21 protein-coding genes, 1 tRNA gene and 1 pseudogene are annotated in these 18,564 nt (G+C 70.2%); 15 read left to right on the top strand and 8 right to left on the bottom strand.

The window, feature by feature from the left end; all coding sequences use genetic code 11:
- The first annotated feature begins 469 nt into the window (after positions 1-469).
- The 3 genes from V6U86_RS32960 to V6U86_RS32970 all read left to right on the top strand — a co-directional run bounded on the left by V6U86_RS32960 (position 470) and on the right by V6U86_RS32970 (position 2,119).
- Positions 470-1,282, top strand: a complete 813-nt coding sequence (locus V6U86_RS32960) for a helix-turn-helix domain-containing protein (protein WP_334510398.1) — start codon at positions 470-472, stop codon at positions 1,280-1,282.
- Positions 1,273-1,455, top strand: coding sequence for a DUF397 domain-containing protein (locus tag V6U86_RS32965; protein ID WP_334510401.1), 183 nt, complete (start codon positions 1,273-1,275; stop codon positions 1,453-1,455). Before V6U86_RS32960 ends, V6U86_RS32965 begins: the two co-directional genes overlap by 10 nt.
- A 76-nt stretch (positions 1,456-1,531) precedes the next feature.
- Entirely contained in the window at positions 1,532-2,119 is a 588-nt protein-coding gene (locus V6U86_RS32970; protein WP_334510403.1) for a GNAT family N-acetyltransferase, read from the top strand.
- Here V6U86_RS32970 and V6U86_RS32975 read toward each other — a convergent pair.
- Positions 2,086-2,631 (bottom strand): CGNR zinc finger domain-containing protein, encoded by a 546-nt coding sequence (locus V6U86_RS32975; protein ID WP_334510405.1) that lies wholly within the window; start codon positions 2,629-2,631, stop codon positions 2,086-2,088. The two genes, V6U86_RS32970 and V6U86_RS32975, sit on opposite strands and share 34 nt — an antisense overlap.
- Positions 2,632-2,717: 86 nt before the next feature.
- Here V6U86_RS32975 and V6U86_RS32980 point away from each other — a divergent pair, with 86 nt between their 5' ends.
- Both V6U86_RS32980 and V6U86_RS32985 read left to right on the top strand, forming a co-directional pair.
- Positions 2,718-3,689: an EamA family transporter gene (locus V6U86_RS32980; RefSeq protein WP_334510408.1), complete on the top strand. Its 972-nt coding sequence runs from the start codon at positions 2,718-2,720 to the stop codon at positions 3,687-3,689.
- 81 nt (positions 3,690-3,770) lie between these two features.
- Positions 3,771-4,475, top strand: a pseudogene (locus V6U86_RS32985) (HAD family hydrolase); the annotation flags it as partial.
- A gap of 224 nt (positions 4,476-4,699) precedes the next feature.
- Here V6U86_RS32985 and V6U86_RS32990 read toward each other — a convergent pair.
- Positions 4,700-5,305, bottom strand: coding sequence for an endonuclease domain-containing protein (locus V6U86_RS32990; protein ID WP_334510411.1), 606 nt, complete (start codon positions 5,303-5,305; stop codon positions 4,700-4,702).
- Positions 5,306-5,620: 315 nt separating this feature from the next.
- Here V6U86_RS32990 and V6U86_RS32995 point away from each other — a divergent pair, with 315 nt between their 5' ends.
- Positions 5,621-5,761, top strand: a complete 141-nt coding sequence (locus V6U86_RS32995; protein WP_334510413.1) for a hypothetical protein — start codon at positions 5,621-5,623, stop codon at positions 5,759-5,761.
- Positions 5,762-6,311: 550 nt separating this feature from the next.
- Here V6U86_RS32995 and V6U86_RS33000 read toward each other — a convergent pair.
- Positions 6,312-7,013 (bottom strand): IclR family transcriptional regulator, encoded by a 702-nt coding sequence (locus tag V6U86_RS33000; protein ID WP_442935044.1) that lies wholly within the window; start codon positions 7,011-7,013, stop codon positions 6,312-6,314.
- Between the two features lie 199 nt (positions 7,014-7,212).
- On the opposite strand from V6U86_RS33000, the gene cysS reads away from it, so the two are divergent.
- Positions 7,213-8,628 carry a cysteine--tRNA ligase gene (gene cysS, locus V6U86_RS33005; RefSeq protein ID WP_334510415.1) on the top strand — a complete coding sequence of 472 codons (1,416 nt, stop codon included), beginning with the start codon at positions 7,213-7,215 and terminating at the stop codon, positions 8,626-8,628.
- A complete protein-coding gene (gene rlmB, locus V6U86_RS33010; RefSeq protein WP_334510418.1) occupies positions 8,628-9,758 on the top strand; it encodes a 23S rRNA (guanosine(2251)-2'-O)-methyltransferase RlmB in 1,131 nt (376 codons plus the stop codon). Before cysS ends, rlmB begins: the two co-directional genes overlap by 1 nt.
- A gap of 269 nt (positions 9,759-10,027) precedes the next feature.
- Here the strand turns inward: rlmB and V6U86_RS33015 are convergent, their stop codons facing one another.
- Positions 10,028-11,119 (bottom strand): ABC transporter ATP-binding protein, encoded by a 1,092-nt coding sequence (locus tag V6U86_RS33015; RefSeq protein WP_334510420.1) that lies wholly within the window; start codon positions 11,117-11,119, stop codon positions 10,028-10,030.
- Between the two features lie 340 nt (positions 11,120-11,459).
- On the opposite strand from V6U86_RS33015, the gene V6U86_RS33020 reads away from it, so the two are divergent.
- Positions 11,460-11,536 (top strand) — tRNA-Thr (locus tag V6U86_RS33020).
- 61 nt (positions 11,537-11,597) lie between these two features.
- Here V6U86_RS33020 and V6U86_RS33025 read toward each other — a convergent pair.
- Positions 11,598-11,894 (bottom strand): hypothetical protein, encoded by a 297-nt coding sequence (locus V6U86_RS33025; protein ID WP_334510422.1) that lies wholly within the window; start codon positions 11,892-11,894, stop codon positions 11,598-11,600.
- Between the two features lie 432 nt (positions 11,895-12,326).
- Between V6U86_RS33025 and V6U86_RS33030 the strand changes: the two genes are divergently transcribed.
- Positions 12,327-13,139 carry a hypothetical protein gene (locus tag V6U86_RS33030; RefSeq protein WP_334510425.1) on the top strand — a complete coding sequence of 271 codons (813 nt, stop codon included), beginning with the start codon at positions 12,327-12,329 and terminating at the stop codon, positions 13,137-13,139.
- Between the two features lie 772 nt (positions 13,140-13,911).
- Here the strand turns inward: V6U86_RS33030 and V6U86_RS33035 are convergent.
- Positions 13,912-14,685, bottom strand: coding sequence for a hypothetical protein (locus V6U86_RS33035; RefSeq protein WP_334510427.1), 774 nt, complete (start codon positions 14,683-14,685; stop codon positions 13,912-13,914).
- Between the two features lie 185 nt (positions 14,686-14,870).
- On the bottom strand, positions 14,871-15,326 hold the full coding sequence (locus V6U86_RS33040) for a hypothetical protein (RefSeq protein WP_334510429.1): 456 nt from the start codon (positions 15,324-15,326) through the stop codon (positions 14,871-14,873).
- Positions 15,327-15,436: 110 nt separating this feature from the next.
- Between V6U86_RS33040 and V6U86_RS33045 the strand changes: the two genes are divergently transcribed.
- The 5 genes from V6U86_RS33045 (at position 15,437) to V6U86_RS33065 (ending at position 17,926) form a co-directional block, all read left to right on the top strand.
- Positions 15,437-15,661 carry a hypothetical protein gene (locus V6U86_RS33045; protein WP_334510431.1) on the top strand — a complete coding sequence of 75 codons (225 nt, stop codon included), beginning with the start codon at positions 15,437-15,439 and terminating at the stop codon, positions 15,659-15,661.
- Between the two features lie 13 nt (positions 15,662-15,674).
- The gene (locus V6U86_RS33050; protein WP_334510433.1) at positions 15,675-16,076 is read left to right on the top strand and encodes an AraC family transcriptional regulator; all 402 of its coding nucleotides are present in this window, start codon (positions 15,675-15,677) and stop codon (positions 16,074-16,076) included.
- Between the two features lie 35 nt (positions 16,077-16,111).
- Complete coding sequence (locus V6U86_RS33055) at positions 16,112-16,531, top strand: VOC family protein (protein WP_030327852.1); 420 nt, start codon at positions 16,112-16,114, stop codon at positions 16,529-16,531.
- A 10-nt stretch (positions 16,532-16,541) separates the two neighbouring features.
- On the top strand, positions 16,542-17,213 hold the full coding sequence (locus tag V6U86_RS33060; RefSeq protein ID WP_334510437.1) for a DUF998 domain-containing protein: 672 nt from the start codon (positions 16,542-16,544) through the stop codon (positions 17,211-17,213).
- 68 nt (positions 17,214-17,281) lie between these two features.
- Positions 17,282-17,926, top strand: a complete 645-nt coding sequence (locus tag V6U86_RS33065) for a histidine phosphatase family protein (protein WP_334510439.1) — start codon at positions 17,282-17,284, stop codon at positions 17,924-17,926.
- Here V6U86_RS33065 and V6U86_RS33070 read toward each other — a convergent pair.
- The gene (locus V6U86_RS33070) at positions 17,914-18,465 is read right to left on the bottom strand and encodes a hypothetical protein (protein ID WP_334510441.1); all 552 of its coding nucleotides are present in this window, start codon (positions 18,463-18,465) and stop codon (positions 17,914-17,916) included. The genes V6U86_RS33065 and V6U86_RS33070 overlap by 13 nt on opposite strands.
- Positions 18,466-18,564: the final 99 nt, after the last annotated feature.

An 18,564-nucleotide genomic window follows, 5' to 3' on the forward strand; every position in this document is an offset into this window, starting at 1 on the left:
GTCCCCGCGCCCCCCGCGTGCCTTGCGCCCCTGCGCCCGCGCGCCCCGCGTCCCCGCGCGCCCCGCGTGCCTTGCGCCCCGCCCCCGGCCCCGCGCCCCCGCCCCGCGTCACGGCGGCGACGCCGTGCTGATCGTGCTCGATCCAGGATGTAGTGGTTTCTGCGCGTCAGGACCCCACTGTTTCCGCGATCGAGTGCGATCTTGCGCGGTCGGTCGGTTGCCTTGGCGCGCAGCGCGTCGCGTTTCACGCTGGTCTGGGGTGGGACCGCCCGGCGCGGGAGATCGGGCGGCCCCGTACGGCGCCGCCGGCCCGGGGGACGGGGAGCGGTGCCGCACTTCACAGTCTGGTGATCGGACGACTACGGTCGGAAGGGTTCAGCCCACCTGTCGTAGCTGCCCTGTTCGCAGGCCGCGCCGGCTCTGGTGGTCGGCTGGAGTTGATCGTCGGCGGGTTGGAGGGTGGCTGGGCATGGCCGATGGACAGATGACGGCGGCGGCGTTCCTGATCGCGGAGCTGCGCCGGGCGCGGGCTCGGCGCGGCTGGAGTCAGGATGAGCTGGCCAAGGCGGTCAACTACTCGGCGTCGATGGTCAGCGCCGTCGAGTTGGGGCAGCAGCCGCCCACGGCCAAGTACCTGGAACTCGTCGACCGCGCCCTGGACACCGGCGGCCTCTTCGGCCGGATGTCCACCGAACTGGTCAGCCTGGACAAGGCCCAGGTCTGGTTACGCGGCTGGCGTGCGATCCTCGCGGAGGCCCGGGCACTGCGATGGTTTGACCCGCTGCACGTCCCCGGACTCCTGCAAACCGAAGGCTATGCCCGCGCCATTTTCGAGTCCGATCGACTGCTCGATGCCGACGAGGTGGAGCGTCGTCTGGCTGACCGGATGGACAGTCAGCAGGTCCTCTACGGGGATCGCCCGCCGCACGTGGTCGCGGTGCTTGACGAGTCGGTGCTGAGGCGACGCGTCGGCGGCCGGAAGGTGATGTGTGAGCAGGCTCTGCACCTGGCGCGCCTGGCGACCGAGCATCCCCGGGTTCAGCTCCACGTGGTGCCTCGCTCGGCCGAGGAGTATCCCGGCCTGAACGGCCCGTTCATCCTCGCCACCGTGGCCGACCATAGCGATCTTGCCTATCTTGGTGGCCAGATCGGCGGCCAAGAACTCGATCGGCCTGCGGATCTGTTACGTCTACAACGGACCTGGGAAGCTACCCTCGGGCAGGCGTTGCCGCCGCAGGAGTCGATCGAGTTGCTGAGGGAAGTGGCGGAGTCGTGGAGTTGACCCGAGCCCGGTGGCGCAAGAGCAGCCGGAGTGGTTCCAACGACCAGTGCGTCGAGGTGGCGACGAATCTTGGGGACGTGGTCGGGGTGCGAGACAGCAAGGACTCGGACGGGCCCGTGCTCGTTGTCGACGCGTACTCCTGGCGGCTCTTCGTGGCCGCGACCCCGCGCTGACGCGACCGCCTCGCCCGCGACGGCGGTCGGGTAAACGGCTCGACGGGGTCCTTGGGCAAGGCGGATGATCCGGCCTGTGGCGGAGTATCCGGCGGGGACCGAGCGGCTGCGGTTGCGGCGGCTGACCATGGCCGACGTGGACGTGCTGGTCGAGTTGGACAGCGATCCCGAGGTGATGCGTTTCCTCACCGGTGGCGTCGCGACCCCGCTGGCCACCGTGCGTGACGAGCAGTTGCCGAGGCTGCTGGCGCAGTACGACAGGCATCCCGGGCTGGGTCGGTGGGCGGCGCACGATCGGGAGTCCGGCGAGTTCCTCGGTTGGTTCGCGTTGGACCCGTCGGAGGACGGCACCGAGGCCGAGTTGGGTTACCGGCTGCGCCGCGCGACGTGGGGGCGAGGGCTGGCCACCGAGGGTGCGCGGGAGCTGGTCCGGTACGCCTTCGACATTGTCGGGGTGAGTCGGGTCTGGGCCGAGACGATGGCGGTCAACGAACGGTCCCGGCGGGTGATGGTGAAGGCCGGGCTGCACTACGTGCGGACCTTCCACCTCCAGTGGGACGACCCGATTCCGGGCACCGAGCAGGGCGAGGTGGAGTACGAGGTGCGGGCCGAGGGGTGGGCGACCATCGGTCAGGAGCGGCCGGCGGCCCGTCGGGCGCGGTAGGCGGTCACCGCCGCGCGGTTGCCGCAGCCGGCCTCGCAGAACCGCCGGGACCGGTTGCGGGACAGGTCGACGACGACGTTGTCGCAGTCCGGGTATTCGCAGATCCGCAGCCGGCTCAGCTCGCCGGTACGAACCAGGTCGGCCATCGCCATGGCGGCCTCCACGGCGATCCGGGTGGCCAGCGGCGCGTCGCGGGGCACCGCGTGCAGGTGGTACGGCTCGTCGTCGTGCTCGATGAGCTGGGGCAACGCCTTGTGTTCCAGCAGCAGGCCGTTGACGACCGCGACGATCTCGGGTGGCTCGGCGTGCCAGATGCGGCGCAGTTGGGGCCGCAACTCCCGGACGGACTGCAGTTCGGCCTCGGTGTGCTCGTGCCTGCCGCTGTAGGAGTGGCGGATGAAGAACGCGTCCAGCGCCGCGACGTCGGGCAGCAGCTCACCGTCTCGACCTGCGGTGTTGACCAGCGCCGCGGCGGCGATCAGCGAGCACTCGGTGTCATGAGCGAACAGCATCTTGACTCCTGTCATGGCTTCCGCCTAGCGTCATCAGCACAAGGATAGTTTGCTCATGACACGGTGCCGTTTGCGAGGAGCGCGACATGCACTCACGACCTGCTGCCGGCGTCGGGCTGGCGCTGCTCTCCGCGGTCACCTTCGCCACCTCCGGCACCTTCGCGCGATCGCTCATCGACGCCGGCTGGTCGGCCGAGTCCGCGGTGATCGCCCGAGTCGGCGTGGCCGCCCTGGTGCTGGCGATCCCCGCTCTGCTGTCGCTGCGGGGCAGATGGCACGTGCTGCGGAGCAACGCCACGGCCATCGGGTTGTTCGGGCTCCTCGGGGTGGCGCTGGCCCAGGTGTGCTTCTTCAACGCCGTGCGCTACCTACCCGTCGGTGTCGCGCTGCTGCTGGAATACCTGGGCATCATCCTCGTGGTGGTCTGGATGTGGCTGCGGCACGGGCAGCCACCCCGCCGGCTCACCGTCGCCGGGTCGGTGGCCGCACTGGCCGGGCTGGTGTTCGTGCTCGACCTCGCCGGCACCGCCGACTTCCACCCGGTGGGCGTGCTCTGGGGACTGGGCGCCGCATTCGGCCTGGCCGGCTACTTCGTGCTCGCCGGCCGGGTCGACCCCGGGCTGCCCTCGGTCGCCATGGCCAGCGGTGGGATGGCCGTCGGCGCCGCCGTGCTGTTCCTCATCGGGCTGACCGGCCTGCTGCCGCTGCACGCGACCTTCGGCGAGGTCACCTTCGCCGGGCGGCCCACCAGCTGGTTGGTGCCCATCGCCGGGCTCTCGCTGGTGGCCGCCGTCATCGCGTACCTCGCCGGCATCGCCGGCACCCGGATCCTCGGACCCCGACTGTCGTCCTTCGTCGGTCTGACCGAGGTGCTCTTCGCGGTGCTGATCGCCTGGCTCTTCCTGAACGAGCTGCCCACCGGCTGGCAGCTGTTCGGCGGTGTGCTGATCGTCGCCGGCGTCGCCCTGGTACGCCTCGACGAGCTGCGTCGACCGCCCTCGACTGCCACACCGGAGCCGGTCACGCCCGATCCCGAGCTGGCGCTGGACGGTCGATGAGGTCCTGGGTGGTCCCGGGCGGTCCTGTGGTTCGTCTGGTCGCTGCGCGAAACGGCTGGCGGTCGGTGAGAGAGTGGCGTCGTGCTGACGACCGTGGTGTTCGACGCTGACGAGACGCTGCTGGACCTGCGTCCCGCCGTGACCGGCGGGCTGGTGGCCGTCCTCGACGAGATGCGGCGGCGCACCCAGGCGGCGGCCGGGGTGACGCTCGCCGAGCTGGAGTCCGACTGGGATGCGGTCTTCGGCGAGCTGAGGGCCGCGCCGGTGATGGAGATCCGGCGTGCCGCGCTGGCCCGGTCGCTGACCCGCGCCGCGCTGGCCGACCACCTGGACGAGATTGCCGATATCTTCTTCGCCCGCCGGTTCGCCCTCACCCGACCGTTCCCGGACGTGCCACCGGTGCTGGCCGCGCTGCGCCACCGGTACACCCTGGGTTTCGCCACCAACGGCAACAGCCGCGCCGAACGGTGCGGGCTCACCGGCGAGTTCACCTTCGAGCTGTACGCGCACGAGAACGGCCTGCCCAAAAAGCCGGACCCGGAGTTCTACGCGGCCGTGGTCGCGGCGGCCGGCGTGCCAGCCGGGCAGATCGTGTACGTCGGCGACTCCTGGGAGCACGACGTGGTCGCACCCCGGCGGGCCGGCCTGCGATCGGTGTGGTTGAACCGGCTTGGTCTGCCTCGCCCACCCGGTGGCCCGCCCGACGCCGAGGTGTCGAGCATGGCCGACCTGCCGGCCGCGCTCGCAGGTCTGGCTGTCGAGACGAACAGTGCCGCCGCTCTCGATGCTCCAGCTGCCCTCGGTGCCCGGGTGGAGGTAGCCGGTGTCGATGCGACCAGTGTCGGAATCGATGCTGTCGGTGTCGATGCTTTCGGTGCGCGTGTCGACGTGACCGATGCGCGTGCCTAGGTGGCGAAATTCATCGCCATAGCGGACGTTCTGGCTCCGTGAAGGTGTGGTGTCGGTGCCTGGAGGACGGCGCGGTTTCCAGGAACCCGAGATGATCGTGGTCATGTGGGCGACCCCCGTCGCCACCCGCGGCCGACCAGCGCGTCGCCCACCTCTCGAAGCACTGCGGGGAACTCGCCGTGCAGCCGTCGACTGGTCACGTGCAGAACCAGCCAACCCGCGGCGACCAGCTGGTTCAGCCGGCGGCGGTCGCGGTGCGGCTGCGCTGCGTCGGAGTGCCACCTCCCGTCGTACTCGACGGCCACCCGATACTGCGGCCAGGCCAGGTCGGGGTGCAGGACAAGGCCGATGGGCAGGCGTACCGGATGTCGAACGGCTGGGCGCGGCAGCCCACCCAGCACCAGCCGCACGCGTAGGTGCGACTCCGGCGGAGACTCGGCTCTGCCGTCGGCCAGGTCGAAGACCCAGCGCGCTCGTCGCCCACCGGGCCGGTCGGCGTTGCGGGCCGCCATGGCTGCCAGGGGGTCGCGCTCGGCCAACCCCTGCCGGAGCAGCGAGTCGACGATGGCGACAGCCCGGACGGGGTCGAGCCAGACAGCCGTTTCCCAGGCGGCCCGCCCGGGGTCGGACCGGGGGATGGGAAGATCCCGCTCCGTGGACCAGAGCGGGTTGGCCGCCGCCCACCCGTCGTCAGGGTGGGCCGTCACGATGCCGCCTGCTCTGACGGGCACTGCGGCCGCGCGGGACAGCTGAGGTGCTGGGCGTGGCGACATCAGGCCAGCAGGTGGGCGTCCTGCTCCCGTAGGTCGCGCTGCATCACGTGGACGTCCAGCGCCTGGCGGTCGCCCTGGGGCGGGCAATCGTCCAGCGCCTGGCGGTCGGTGTGCGGCCGGCGTTCGTCCGGTGTCTGGTGGTCGTCCTTGATCGGGCGTTCGTCGGGTGTCTGGTGGTCGTTCTGTGGTTGGGGAGGGCGTGGTCGGCTCCGACGCCTCGCTCGCCATGAGCGGGGTGATGGCGTTGACGTGCACGCTGAGGCCGCGCTGTGGGCCGACCCGCAGCGATCGGGGCACGATGACGTGGACATCGTCGGTGAAGCTCGCAGCGTGTTGGACGCCGTGCAGGTAGGCGGCCGACGGGCCGCCGACCACGACTCCGGGCGGTAGCCGGAGGAGGGCGGCGCGACACGCGAGGGCGTGGTCCCGGTCCAGCCGCGCATCGGCGTAGATGTCGTGGCGCAACCGCACCCAGGCGGAACTGCGCAGCTGATGTTCGGTGAGCAGGCCGCCCCGGACAGCGTCGGAGCCGCGGAAGACCTGCCAGGTCAGGGCATCGGGGCGATGCGGACGTGGTGGCATGTCGAGCAGCCTGCCGGCCACCGACTGGCCAGCGAAACCCCTGTGGACAAGCCGCGCCGCACGTGCCGCCGGCCCTGTGGACAACCACGAATCCGCCTGCCGGTCGTGCTATGTCATCGACCGGAGCAATCGACCAACCGGGCATTCGGGCTGTCGACGGGCCGTGATCCACTCGCATTTCTGAAAGTCGCGTGGTCGCTGGCCCTGGGATACCGCGACTTCCATGAACCCGAGTCGATCAAGCCATGGGGGCGCGGGAGAGGCACTGAGGGTGGCGCGTGGCCGTGAGGTCGGGTGGGCGTGCGGCGTGCGGCGCTGAGGGTGGCGCGCGGCGGTCGGGTGGCGCGGCGGCCGGGGGTCAGCTGAGGGCGGTGGTGATGGCTCGGGCGGCGGCCAGCACCTGGGGGCCGATTGTGTCGACGTCCAGTGGGGCGAGCGCGACCACGCCTACGCTGGCCTCCAATCCGGGTACGTCGAGCACCGGGGCCGCCACCCCGTACGCCCCGGCCTGCAACTCTCCGCTGCTGCTGACCGCCTCTGCCACCCCGGCTCGACCGGCCAGGATCGCCCGGCCCGCAGCTCCACGGTCCAATGGATGCCGTGCCCCGGCCCGGTACGCGACGTGGAACGACGTCCAGCTCGGCTCGACCACGGCCAGGGCAACGCCCTCTCCACCTTCGACGACGGTCAGATGCGCGGTGGCACCGGCCTGCTCGGCGAGGCGGCGCAGCGCGGGGAGCGCACCCTCGGCGAGCAGCGGCTGGGCTCGGCGGGCCAGGTGCAGCAACCCGGCCCCGAGGCGCAGCCGACCTTCTCCGTCGCGGCGCAGCATGCCGTGCGCGGTCAGGGCACTGACCAGTCGGTAGACGGCGGCCCGGCCGATGCCGAGCCGATTCGCGGCCTCGGTGACGGTCAGACCGCCAGCGGCGTCGGCGACCAGGTGCAGCAGCCGCAACCCCCGGTCCAACGTCTGTGACGTCTCCCCGCCCCGCCCAGCAACAGCGTCAGCCCGTCCTGCGCCAGCGTCTGCCGGCCCGAGAGCCGCGTCAGCCCGCCGCACACCGGCGTCTGCCGGCCCGAGAGCCGCGTCAGCCCGCCCCACACGGGCGTCAGCCGGCCCGAAGGCCGGGTCGGCGGGGGTGGTGGCGTTGGCTGGCGGGTCACCGGAGCCACCGGAGCGTGCGGTCGCATCCACGCCTGGCAGCGTACGACCCGGGCACCGGCGGACCCGGACAGGCACGGACAGCTACCCTTGTACGGTGACGCTACGCCTGTATGACACCGCCACCCGATCGGTGCGGGACTTCGTCCCGCGGGAAGCCGGCAAGGTGGGGGTCTACCTGTGTGGTCTCACCCTCCAGGCCCCGCCGCACATCGGTCACCTTCGCTCCGGTGTCAACTATGACGTCCTGCGCCGTTGGCTGATGGCTGCCGGCTACGAGGTCAACTTCATTCGCAATCTGACCGACATCGACGACAAGATTCTGGTCAAGGCGGGCGAGCAGGGTCGTCCGTTCTGGTCGATCGCGTACGCCAACGAGCTGCTGCTCGCCGAGTCTTACCGGTCGTTGAACGTGCTGCCGCCCACCTATGAGCCGCGCGCCACGGGGCACATCCCCGAGATGCACGAGCTGATCACGAAGTTGATCGCCGACGGGCATGCGTACCCGGCGAGTGACGGCTCGGGCGACGTCTACTTCGACGTGGCGTCCTGGCCGGCGTACGGGTCGCTGTCGGGTCAGTCTCCGGACGCCATGCAGTCCGCCGGGGACGCCCCGGATCGGGGCAAGCGGGACCCGCGCGACTTCGCGCTGTGGAAGGGCGCCAAACCGGACGAGCCGGCGGACGCCTACTGGCCTTCGCCGTGGGGGCTGGGCCGTCCGGGCTGGCACATCGAGTGCTCGGCGATGTGCTGGCGCTACCTCGGCCCGGAGTTCGACATTCACGGCGGCGGCCTGGATCTGACGTTCCCCCATCATGAGAACGAGATCGCCCAGTCCCAGGCGGCCGGGCTGCCGTTCGCCCGCTACTGGGTGCACCACGGGCTGTTGAGCATCGGCGGGGCCAAGATGGGCAAGTCCGCTGGCAACGCGCTGGGCCTGGCGTACGTGGACTCGCTCGGGGTGCGGCCGGTGGAGCTGCGCTACTACTACGCCGCCGCGCACTACCGCTCGGTGATCGACTACTCCGAGGATTCGCTGCGCGACGCGGCCACCGCGTACCGGCGGATCGAGGGTTTCGTGCAGCGGGCCGCCGAGCGGGTCGGTGCCGGGCAGTTCGGTGACCTGCCCGCCGGCTTCGTCGCGGCGATGGACGACGACCTCAACACCTCCGCCGCGCTGGCCGTGCTGCAACAGCACATTCGGGACGGCAACACCGCGCTGAGCGCCGGCGACGATGTGACCGTCCGCACCACGCTGGCCGCAGTGCGGGCAATGCTGGATATCCTCGGGATCGACCCCCTCGACCCGGCATGGACCAGTGGCGCCCCATCGGACGATCTTCGCGCCGTGGTGGATTCCCTGATCGCGTTGGCCCTGGAGCAGCGTGCGCAGGCGCGGGGCCGCAAGGACTGGGCCGCCGCAGACGCGGTGCGTGACCAGCTCAAGCTGGCCGGCGTGGTGGTCGAGGACACCCCCCAGGGCCCCCGTTGGACTATTGGAGAGCAGGACTGATGGCCGGCAACTCGCAGCGCCGTGGCCGGCGACTGACGTCGAAGGCGAGCGCCCCCAAGGGCTCCGGTGGCAAGAACAAGGACTCGTTGGCCGGTCGGGGTCGCACCCTGCCCGCCGACGAGCGGCCGTGGCACAAGGGCTACTCGGGCACCGAGAAGCTGCCCCAGCGCACCGCCTGGAAGCAGGACAAGGAGCGCCGCGCGGCAGCCGAGGAGGGGCGTGCCCCCAAGATCGGTCAGCCTGGCAGCAAGGACACCACCTGGGGCCGGGGCGGCGGTCGGGGCGTACCGGTCGGTCGGGGTGCCGCCGGCGGACGGGGTGGCAAGCCCACCGGGCGGTCCGGCCCGCGGGTGACGCCGGGCCGCAAGTCCAACCCGTCCAAGGACACTCCTGAGCTGCTGGTCGGGCGTAACCCGGTGCTGGAGGCGCTGCGCGCCAACGTGCCGGCGACGGCGCTCTACACCGCCCAGGGCATCGACATGGACGACCGGATCAACGAGATCATCCGGACGGCCGCCGACCGTGGCATCGCCAACCTGGAGATCAGCCGCGCCGAGTTGGACCGGATGACCGGCGGGGTGCTGCACCAGGGCGTCGGCCTGCAGGTGCCGCCCTTCGCGTACCAGCCGTTCGAGGACATGGTCGCCGCTGCCCTGGAGCAGCAGGCTCCGCTGCTGGTCGCGCTGGACGGTGTCACCGACCCGCGCAACCTGGGCGCCGTGATCCGGTCGGCTGCCGCGTTCGGCGCGCAGGGTGTCTTCGTACCCGAGCGTCGTGCCGCCGGGATCACCGCGACCGCCTGGCGGACCAGCGCCGGCGCGGCCGCGCGGGTGCCCGTGGCGCAGGTGACCAACCTGACCCGGTCGCTGAAGGCGTGCCGCGACGCTGGCTTCATGGTCGTCGGCCTGGATGCCGACGGCGACACCGACCTCTACAACCTGGAGGCCGCGGTCGGTCCGCTGGTGGTGGTGGTCGGATCCGAGGGGCGCGGTCTTTCCCGCCTGGTCGGGGAGACCTGCGACCTGACCGTCAGCATTCCGATGATCTCCGAGGTCGAGTCGCTCAACGCCAGCGTGGCGGCGGCGGTCGCCCTGGCCGAGGTCGCCCGCCGGCGCTCCGTCGAGCTCTAGAGCAACGTCCACGAAGGCCCCCTCCCGCCGAGCGCGGGAGGGCGCCTTCGTGGTCAGATCTGGTGGGTCCACGCGACGAAGAGCAGCGTCCCGGCAAACGCCATCAGCAGTACGGTCGGGAGCAACCAGAGCGGCCCGCGCTCGCCGTCCAGGCGTCAGGTCAGCCGCTGGTGCACGGCGGCGATGCCGATCAGGGCGCCGGCTCCGCAGGGGGACGCCGAAGGGGCGGCCCGCCGAAGCGGACCGCCCCCTGTCGGTACGACGTTACGTCAGATCCGGCTGCCGGTGGAGGCGTGGAAGACGTGGCTGCGACCGGCGACCGGCTTGACGAACACGGTGTCACCCATGTTCGGCATGTTGCGCCGGTCGGTGCGGACGACGAAGCGCTCCGAGTTGCCACCCAGCGCGGCGTGGCCGTAGACGTTGGCGTCCGAACCGAGGTCCTCGACCAGCTCGACCACGACCGGCATGCCGCCCTCGGTCGGGCTGACCAGCTCGCAGTCCTCCGGGCGGAAGCCCACGGTGACCTTGCCGTCGCCACCCTCGGCGCGGGCCGCCGCGACCTGCTCCCGGGTCAGCGGGATGTTCAGCTCGGCGAACTCGGCGCCCCGCTCGTTCAGCGGAACGGTCTTGATGTTCATGGCGGGAGAGCCCATGAAGCCGGCGACGAACACGTTGGCCGGGGTGTCGTAGAGCGCCCGCGGGGTGTCCACCTGCTGGAGGACACCGTCGAGCAGCACCGCGACCCGGTGACCCATGGTCATGGCCTCGACCTGGTCGTGCGTGACGTAGACCGTGGTGACGCCCAGCTTGGCCTGCAGCGACGCGATCTGGGTACGGGTCTGCACACGGAGCTTGGCGTCGAGGTTCGACAGCGGCTCGTCCATGAGGAAGACCTGCGGCTCGCGGACGATCGCCCGGCCCATCGCGACACGCTGACGCTGACCACCGGAGAGCGCCTTCGGCTTCCGGCTGAGGTACTCCTCCAGCTGGAGCAGCCCGGCCGCTTCCTTGACCCGCCGGTCGATCTCCGACTTGGAGGTCTTGCGCAGCTTGAGGGCGAACGCCATGTTCTCGTACACCGTCATGTGCGGGTAGAGGGCGTAGTTCTGGAAGACCATCGCGATGTCGCGGGCCTTCGGGGGAAGGTGAGTGACGTCACGCTGGTCGATGTAGATCGAACCGGCGTCCACGTCCTCCAGGCCGGCGAGCATCCGCAGGCTGGTGGACTTACCGCAACCGGAGGGGCCGACCAGGACGAGGAACTCGCCGTCGCCGATCTCGAGGTCCAGCTCGTTGACGGCGGGACGCTCTTGGCCCGGGTAGACCCGGGACGCCTTGGAATAGGTGACCGTAGCCATGGTGAAGCGCTTCCTTTCACCGGCAGGAACGTGCCGGACGATCCGAGTGAAGGAGCAACCGGCACGTGTCCGTGCCGGTCAGCGGACGGCGGCCCGGTCGCGGGGGCGCCCGGTCGTCGTCCGTGTGAGTGAACCGTAAACGCGTTTGCCCGTGCTGCCAAGGCTGGGGGCGGCCCATCCCGACAGGCGGCCTACGCATTCCGGTCACTCGGGCACGCTCAGACATCAATCGACGCCACGTCAAGCCGGCATGCGTCGGGTTGTTGACGATTCCCATGCTCGGGAGGCCTCGCGATCGGGATAACCAGACGTCAGTCGCTATGCTGACCTCGACGCACGCGCCCCTGTAGCTCAGCTGGCCAGAGCACTCGCCTTGTAAGCGAGATGTCGCCGGTTCGATCCCGGCCGGGGGCTCCAATTCCATCAGGCTTTTCCCGACGGGCAAAGCCGTGAGTCGACCGGTTGACAGCAACGGCACTCACGACAGCTTCCCGTCGAGCTTGCCGGGCGCCTGACGCGTCGCGTCGAGGTTGGCGTGGGCGTAGACCTTGAGCGTGATCTTCACGTCGGCGTGCCGGGCGATGGCCTGCACGACGTGCGGCGGTACACCCAGCTCCATCAGCAGCGATACGACGGTGTGCCGCAGCGGACACCAGACAAGCCGGCGATTTCCCGGAGCCGGGCGAAGGAGCGGCTGAGACTGGTGAGGAAGGCCCGGCCGCTCCAGGTTCTTGCGATGGACCAGGACCGGCGCGCACGTCGCGCTGAGAACCATGCGGCGACGTTCAATGCCGCAGGGCCACCCCGCCAGCCGGCGACCCGGGCGCGCCGAGCAGAACCACCCGGCCCGCCAGCGTCCGAACGTGCGTCAAGGCCGCCTTGACGTGGTGGGCCGGGCGGCGGCCCCGCTCCCCAGGAGGGCGGGTCGGCGGCAGACAGGATGGCAACAGCGCGCGGTTTGTGGGCGTGCCTGGACGTGCGATCTACGTGCGACAAGGGGCGGTAAACGATGGCCCCACGGGGACAATCACGGTCAACCGCCGCTCGGCCGAACATCGACCCAAAGCAATATCCCTCACCTGTCGCAACTGCTCGCCACCCTCGCCGCGGAAGGGAGACTGCCGCTCTAGGGTGAGGTGGCACCGTCCGGACCGAGTTGGCACCGTCCGGCTCGAGGCGGTCCAGTGTCGTAGGGAAATATCAGACTGTGGAGATCGTGGAGCAGTTCGTGCTGGGCAAGTCCGGCGATCCGCAAGTCTGCGAGGACTCAATCGTCGTGACCGCCGAGCATGCGGCTGTCATTGACGGTGCTACGGATGTGAGTGGCCGGCGCTACGGGAGCGCGGCGGGTGGATGGTGGGCTATGGCGGCTTGCCGGGACGCTGTGCAGCAACTGCCGCACGACGTTGACCCGCATCGGGCGGTTGCGGCCATGACCTCGGAACTGGCGGCCCGCCTCGGCCCTGGGCTGACAGCAGCCGAGCGGCCGAGCGCGGCGGTCACCGTCTATTCGCGAGCGCGCCGGGAGATCTGGCAGATCGGTGACGTCGGCTTCTCCTATAACGGACTCCCCGCGTCGGTCGGGCAGCCACGCAAACTTGTCGACCGCGTCGCTGCGTCGTTCCGGGCTGCGGTTCTCGCTGCGGAGGCCGCTGCCGGGACAATCAGCATGGATCGGGTGGTGGAAGCGGACCCAGGGCGACTCGCGGCGCGAGCTCTGACCGGGCGGCAGGGTGCCATGCGCAACAGCATCGGGCCATATGGATATGCCGCGATCGATGGGCGGCCCGTTCCTCCGTCGTTGGTGGTCGTGCATCCGGTGCCCGATGGCATCGACGAACTGGTGATTGCCAGCGACGGCTATCCGGTCATCGGCGCGACACTGGCCGCGTCCGAGTCAGAGCTTGCCTTGCTCCTGGCGAAGGACCCCTGGTGCGTGGCGGAGCTTGCCGGCACCAAGGCGATCTTGCCCGGACAGGTGAGCTTCGATGACCGGGCCTACCTACGTATTCGCCTCTGATCCAGCCGGGATCAGGTCGAGCAACGGCAGCCAAGCCCATCGCCGAAAGTGCCACTTAGATCCGGACAGCTAACCTCGATCTTGTCCGGGCGCACCTGGAACGACCGCAGCTCAGCACTCGCCACCAGGTGCCACTTCAAGCGGGACGGGACAATCAACCTTCGGGATGGAGACGTCGGCGTGCCCGATGCGTGCCCGATGCAGAAAAGGTCTTGCAGGCTGGCCGAATATCGCCGGTGATTAATCGGGTCGGCCGCCCCGTCATTCCTGCCATAACGAAGAAAGCCAACGATTGTCTGCCGATCCGCACGACAGCGATCATCAAGGGCATTCTGCTCCAGCCCCATGGGGAAGCGTCGTGTCTCGGGCTGCAGGAGCTCTGAGCTCCACACTCGTGGAGCGTGTCTCCGGTGGGCGCACCCCGCTCCGGCGTGGGCTAGAGGCAAGGCTGGCGGATGGACGACTCGGCGATCGGCCATCAAGATCTTTGGGCACATCCCGAGGCGGATCCGGTAGTGGCCGGGCAGCGGGTCGACGTGACAGCGCCGATCGGTGCCCCCGAGCCTGGCACGACTGACGCCGGCAAGAGCTGTCAACCTCGAGCAGCCAAACCAGCGAGCATGAGCGGACGATCGCGGACGGGGGCGCATTCCTGGGACGAGGGCCAGGTGGTGGACCAGCGGCGCGGAGCCGACTCGTAATGCGCAGGTCGACGGTTCGATCCCATCAGGCCGCTCGGCACAGAGCCCAGATCACCGACCTGGACTCTGTGTCAGTGCGGGTACTTCCCGAAAGCGCTGCTCAAGGCGGTCTCCGCAGTGCAGCTCATTTCGCCCGGGGCTAGCTGAGTGTGCGCGGGCCGCCAAAGCTCCGCTCCCTTTGAGGTGATGCGGGCCAGGATGCAGTCGTACTGCGAGGCTCGCAAACCGACACCAACGATGCCGATCCTCGCGCCGACGTCCTGGCGAATCGCCGGGTCGAGCTGCAGGCCGACGAGCGCCGCGCGGACGGCGTCTTCGTTCGAGCCGGCGGACTGCAGGGCGCTCTTCAGGCGGTCATCGATGCCGGTGAGCGACGGGTCCTTGGTGACCGGTACGGAAGCTCCCGTCGGGCATGCGATGTCGTCGTCGCGGGTGTCGTTCTCCGGGCCGAGCTGGAGACGAAAGCAGATGTGCTCGTCGCGTTCCTTGATCTTTGAGCCATCCGCGCCGATCTCCACGCCATGACCGGTCACCTGGAGCACCAGGGTCACGCCGGTCTGCCAGTGCGTCTCGCCGGTGATCGCGAGGACCTTGACGTCGGGGTGCTGGCCCGCGGAGTGTGCGTACTTGTCCGCCTGGTAGAGGTGGTCGTATTCGAACCGGAAGAGGACTCTGTCGACCTTCTCCGCGGCGTCAGCCACTGCGCTCTCGTGCAGCGGGCTCTCCCGAAGGTCGACGATGTCGCCGACCTTCTCCTGGAGGCGGCCCTCCAGATTGTCGAGGAAGTGCCACGAGGCGCCGCCCACCAGCGCCATAACCAGGAGCACAGCGGCGCCGGACGTCATCCGCTGTGTTCTGCGATCCATGAGTGGAAGTATGCAGGCGCCAGGGAAGCCGCGCCGCCCTGCAAAGGCTGCCGCCAGCGACCGTGACAGGAATGCTGTTGGAAGGAGCTTTTGGCTGTACGCCGACTGCCCGGAGCGTGAGCTGAATCGGTGAGCCGATCCTCGGACGCACGCCAGAGATTGCGCTAGCTCCTGGAGCCGCGGGATCGGGTAACGAGGCCAGGCTCGCGGATCAGGTCCTCGTCGACTCCGGGGCGTCGGGGGACCAGCCACCAGCCCTGCGGGGTGTCCGGCTCGTAGTGAGCGACCGCATCCTGCTCGGCCAGGTTGTCCAGCCAGCCCCGGAGCTGTTTCAGCCGATCGGGCGGGACCGGCTCGCCGGCGCGGTGGCGAGCCTCGGTGCGCAGCATCTGCAGGATGTGGTTGGCACGGTGCTCGCGCCTCACCGCCCACGGGATCAGCTTGCTGTCGCGTACGGCGCGCTTCTTGATCCCGAGCTGGTGGCGCCAGTTGGAGATGGTTCCGCTGCCGATCTGCAGGCCGTACTTGCGCCGGTACTCGTCCATGATCCAGGAGTAGGTCTTCCCCTCCCCGTACCAGCGAATAAACTCATCCGGGTCCACGAGCTTGCTTGCGGTCATGCCCACCTCTCAGCACCGAGCAGTGGGAGATGTTAGGAACTGATCAGACAGGGTTGCAAGTGCGGATCGAGATCAACGTATGCGACGTCTGCCGGAACCCTTCAATTCCCGTGCGGACCTACACCATCAGCGCCGGCGACCGCCACGGCATCACCGACCGCTGCGCCGCGCACTCAGATGAGTTCGAGGCGATCCTGAGCCGGGACGTTCCCTACTCCGATGAGTTGGAGGCGCTCCTGTCGCCCGATGAGCGCCCGTACGCGCGTCGCCGAGGTCGGCGGGGTATGCAGGTGGTGGACATGGACGAGGTCGAGAAGGCCAAGGGACACAACTAACGGGCGGGGGCCGATGAGTCGCGCGGTGGAGGAGTCGAACCGGGCGATGCTGCGCGCCCGGGACGCGATGGACCGGGCGTACGCCGAGCCTCTGGACATTCCCGCGTTGGCCCGGATCGCGCTCGTCTCGCAGGCGCACTTCATCCGTACCTTCCGGGCCACCTTCGGTGAGACCCCGCACCGCTACCTGCAGCGCCGGCGGGTGGAGCGGGCGATGGCGTTGCTGGTGGAGACCGACCGGGACGTGACGGACATCTGCTACGCCGTCGGCTTCGGCAGCCTGGGCACGTTCAGTCGAACCTTCCGGCAGATCGTCGGGGAGTCGCCCTCGGATTTCCGGCGTCAGCGCGTCGCTCCGGCCAACGTGCCGTCGTGCTTCACCAAAGCTTGGACCCGACCCAGCAGTTTTGGATAAGCCGCAGGTCACGGTCGACCTCTAACGTCATGGGCATGACGATGAACGCGATCAGCCGCTCCCAGATCTACGTCCTCGACCAGGACGCCGCGCTTGACTTCTACGTCAACAAGCTCGGCATGGAGGTCAACACCGATCAGGACCTCGGCTTCATGCGGTGGTTGACTGTCAACCTGCCCGGCGACCCGGAGCGGGAAATCCTGTTGGAGAAGCCCGGCCCGCCCGCGCTGGACCCGGCCACCGCCGAGCAGGTCCGGGAGCTGCTCACCAAGGGTGCCCTCGGCGGGTATCTCTTCATGACCACCGACGATGCCCGTAAGACGCACGAGGATCTTGTGGCGAAGGGCGTCGAGATCACTGACGAGCCGACCGAGCGCCCGTACGGGATCGACTTCGGCATCCGGGACCCGTTCGGAAACAAGATCCGCATCGGCCAGATGTTCCCGCGGGCGTAGGGGGCGGGCGATGAGCCAGGCCGCGTCTCTTCCAGTGGTCCGGCCGGCGGCTGTCGGCCGGGACCGCGCACTGCTGATCGGCGGGGTGCTCGCCGGCCCGATCTTCGCCGCCTCGGCGATCGTGCAGGCGTCGACGCGGGACGGCTTCGACTTCCGCCGGCACCCGGTCAGCGTGTTGAGCACCGGCGAGCTGGGCTGGATCCAGATCGTCACGTTCCTGGTCAGCGGCGTGCTCTGTGTACTGGGCGCGGCCGCGCTGCGCCGCCGTACCGGCGAAGGTGACGGGTCGGTCTGGCTGCCGCGACTGCTCGCCGTGTACGGCTTGGGCCTGGTCGGGGCGGCGATCTTCAGCGCCGATCCGGCCGACGGGTTCCCGGCCGGTACGCCTCCGGGCGCCGGTGAGATCAGTTGGCACGGGGGCCTGCACTTCCTGGTGGCGGCGGTCGCCTTCGTGTCGCTGATCGCGGCGACGGTGCTGGCGGCCTGGCGGGCCGCGCGGCAGGGCGCACCCGGTCGAGCCGTGTACAGCCTGGTGACCGGGGTGTTCTTCGCGGTGGCCTGGGTCACGTTGATGGTCCGACCGGCACCGGCCGTGATGGTGGCGTTCGGCTTGGCGGTGTCGGCCGGTTGGCTGTGGGTGTCGGTCACCTTCGCGCGAGCGGCATCCGGCCGGGCCGACTGAGCCGACATGTGCGGGGCCGGGAGGCACCGGGTCGCGACCGTGCCTCCCGGTGTGTTGAGGTGGCTGCCATGGTGACCCGACTGCTGTACCTGACCCGACACGCCGAGCGGGACCTGACCGAGCTGACCGGCTCAACTGCCGAGGAGCCCGACACCGGCCTGTCCGAGCGCGGCCGGCAGCAGGCCACCCTGCTCGGTGAACGCCTGCGCGGCCACCGGTTCGCCGCCGTCCACCACGGGCCGCTGCGCCGGGCCGCGCAGACCGCCGAGCTGATCGCCAAGTCACTGCCCGATGTTCCGGTGTACGAGACGGAACTGGCCGGCGACCACCTTCCACACGACACGGACCCGACCGACCTGCCGCCCGCGTACGCGAAGTTCCTGGCCCAGTTCTCGGCGGCCCAGCGGGTCGACGGGCCGCAGGTGACGGCGGCGGCCGTGCGGCGGTTCGCCGGTCCGGCCACGGAGGCGACAGCCGGTGACGAGCCGGTCCGCGAGCTGGTGGTGACGCACACCTTCCTGATCGGCTGGCTGGTGCGGCACGCCCTCGACGCGCCGGAGCAGCGGTGGCTGGGCTTGAACTCGCACAACGCAGGGCTGACCGTGATCCGGTACAGCCCCTCCGGCCCGCCGAACCTGATCGCCGTCAACGACGTCGCCCACCTTCCGGCGGAGTTGCGGGGCACCGGCCTGCCCCCGGACTACCTGGTATAGGTGCCGGTGGCCCGCAGCAGCAGCTTGACCAGGGCCTGCGTAGCCGGCGGCGGGGGCCCTTCGGCCGGGCAGTCGGCGTACCCAGTTTCGTTGCTGCCCACGGTGAGGCGGTAGTGCATCACGTCCGCGCAGTTGGTCGCGGTGGTCGGTTGCCCCGCCTCGGTGGAGAGCCGGGGGTCGGCGGCCAGTCCCGCCAGGAGGCCCTGGTCGGCAGGGGTGAGCCGACCGGTGCGCCGGCTGCCGGCCCGGTCCGTCACGGTCCACTGGCCGTTCGGTTCGACGACGATGACGTCACCGCGGCCGGTGAAGCCGCCGGAGGCTCGCAGCGTCACCTGGGGCGTTACGCCGCCGGCCCCGGCGCTGACGGTGGGGGCGGTGGTCGGCTGCGAGGTGCCGGTGGCCGGGGCGGCCGGGCTGGTGGCGGTGGCGGCCGAGGGTTGGGCCGGGGTGGCGGTGGGGGCTCGGTCGACGCTGGTGCAACCGGTCAGGAGCGCGGCCAGGAGCGCGACCGCCGTGACGGCCGTCGATGCGAATCTCATCCCGATCGGACGTACCCCCCCAACCGTAGGTTCCCCGCCGCCGCCGCCGCCCCGGCGCCGCCGCCCCGCCGCCGCCGCCCCGCCGCCGCCCCGCCGCCG

The sequence above is a fragment of the Micromonospora sp. CPCC 205558 genome (assembly GCF_036902955.1).
Classification (GTDB): domain Bacteria; phylum Actinomycetota; class Actinomycetes; order Mycobacteriales; family Micromonosporaceae; genus Micromonospora.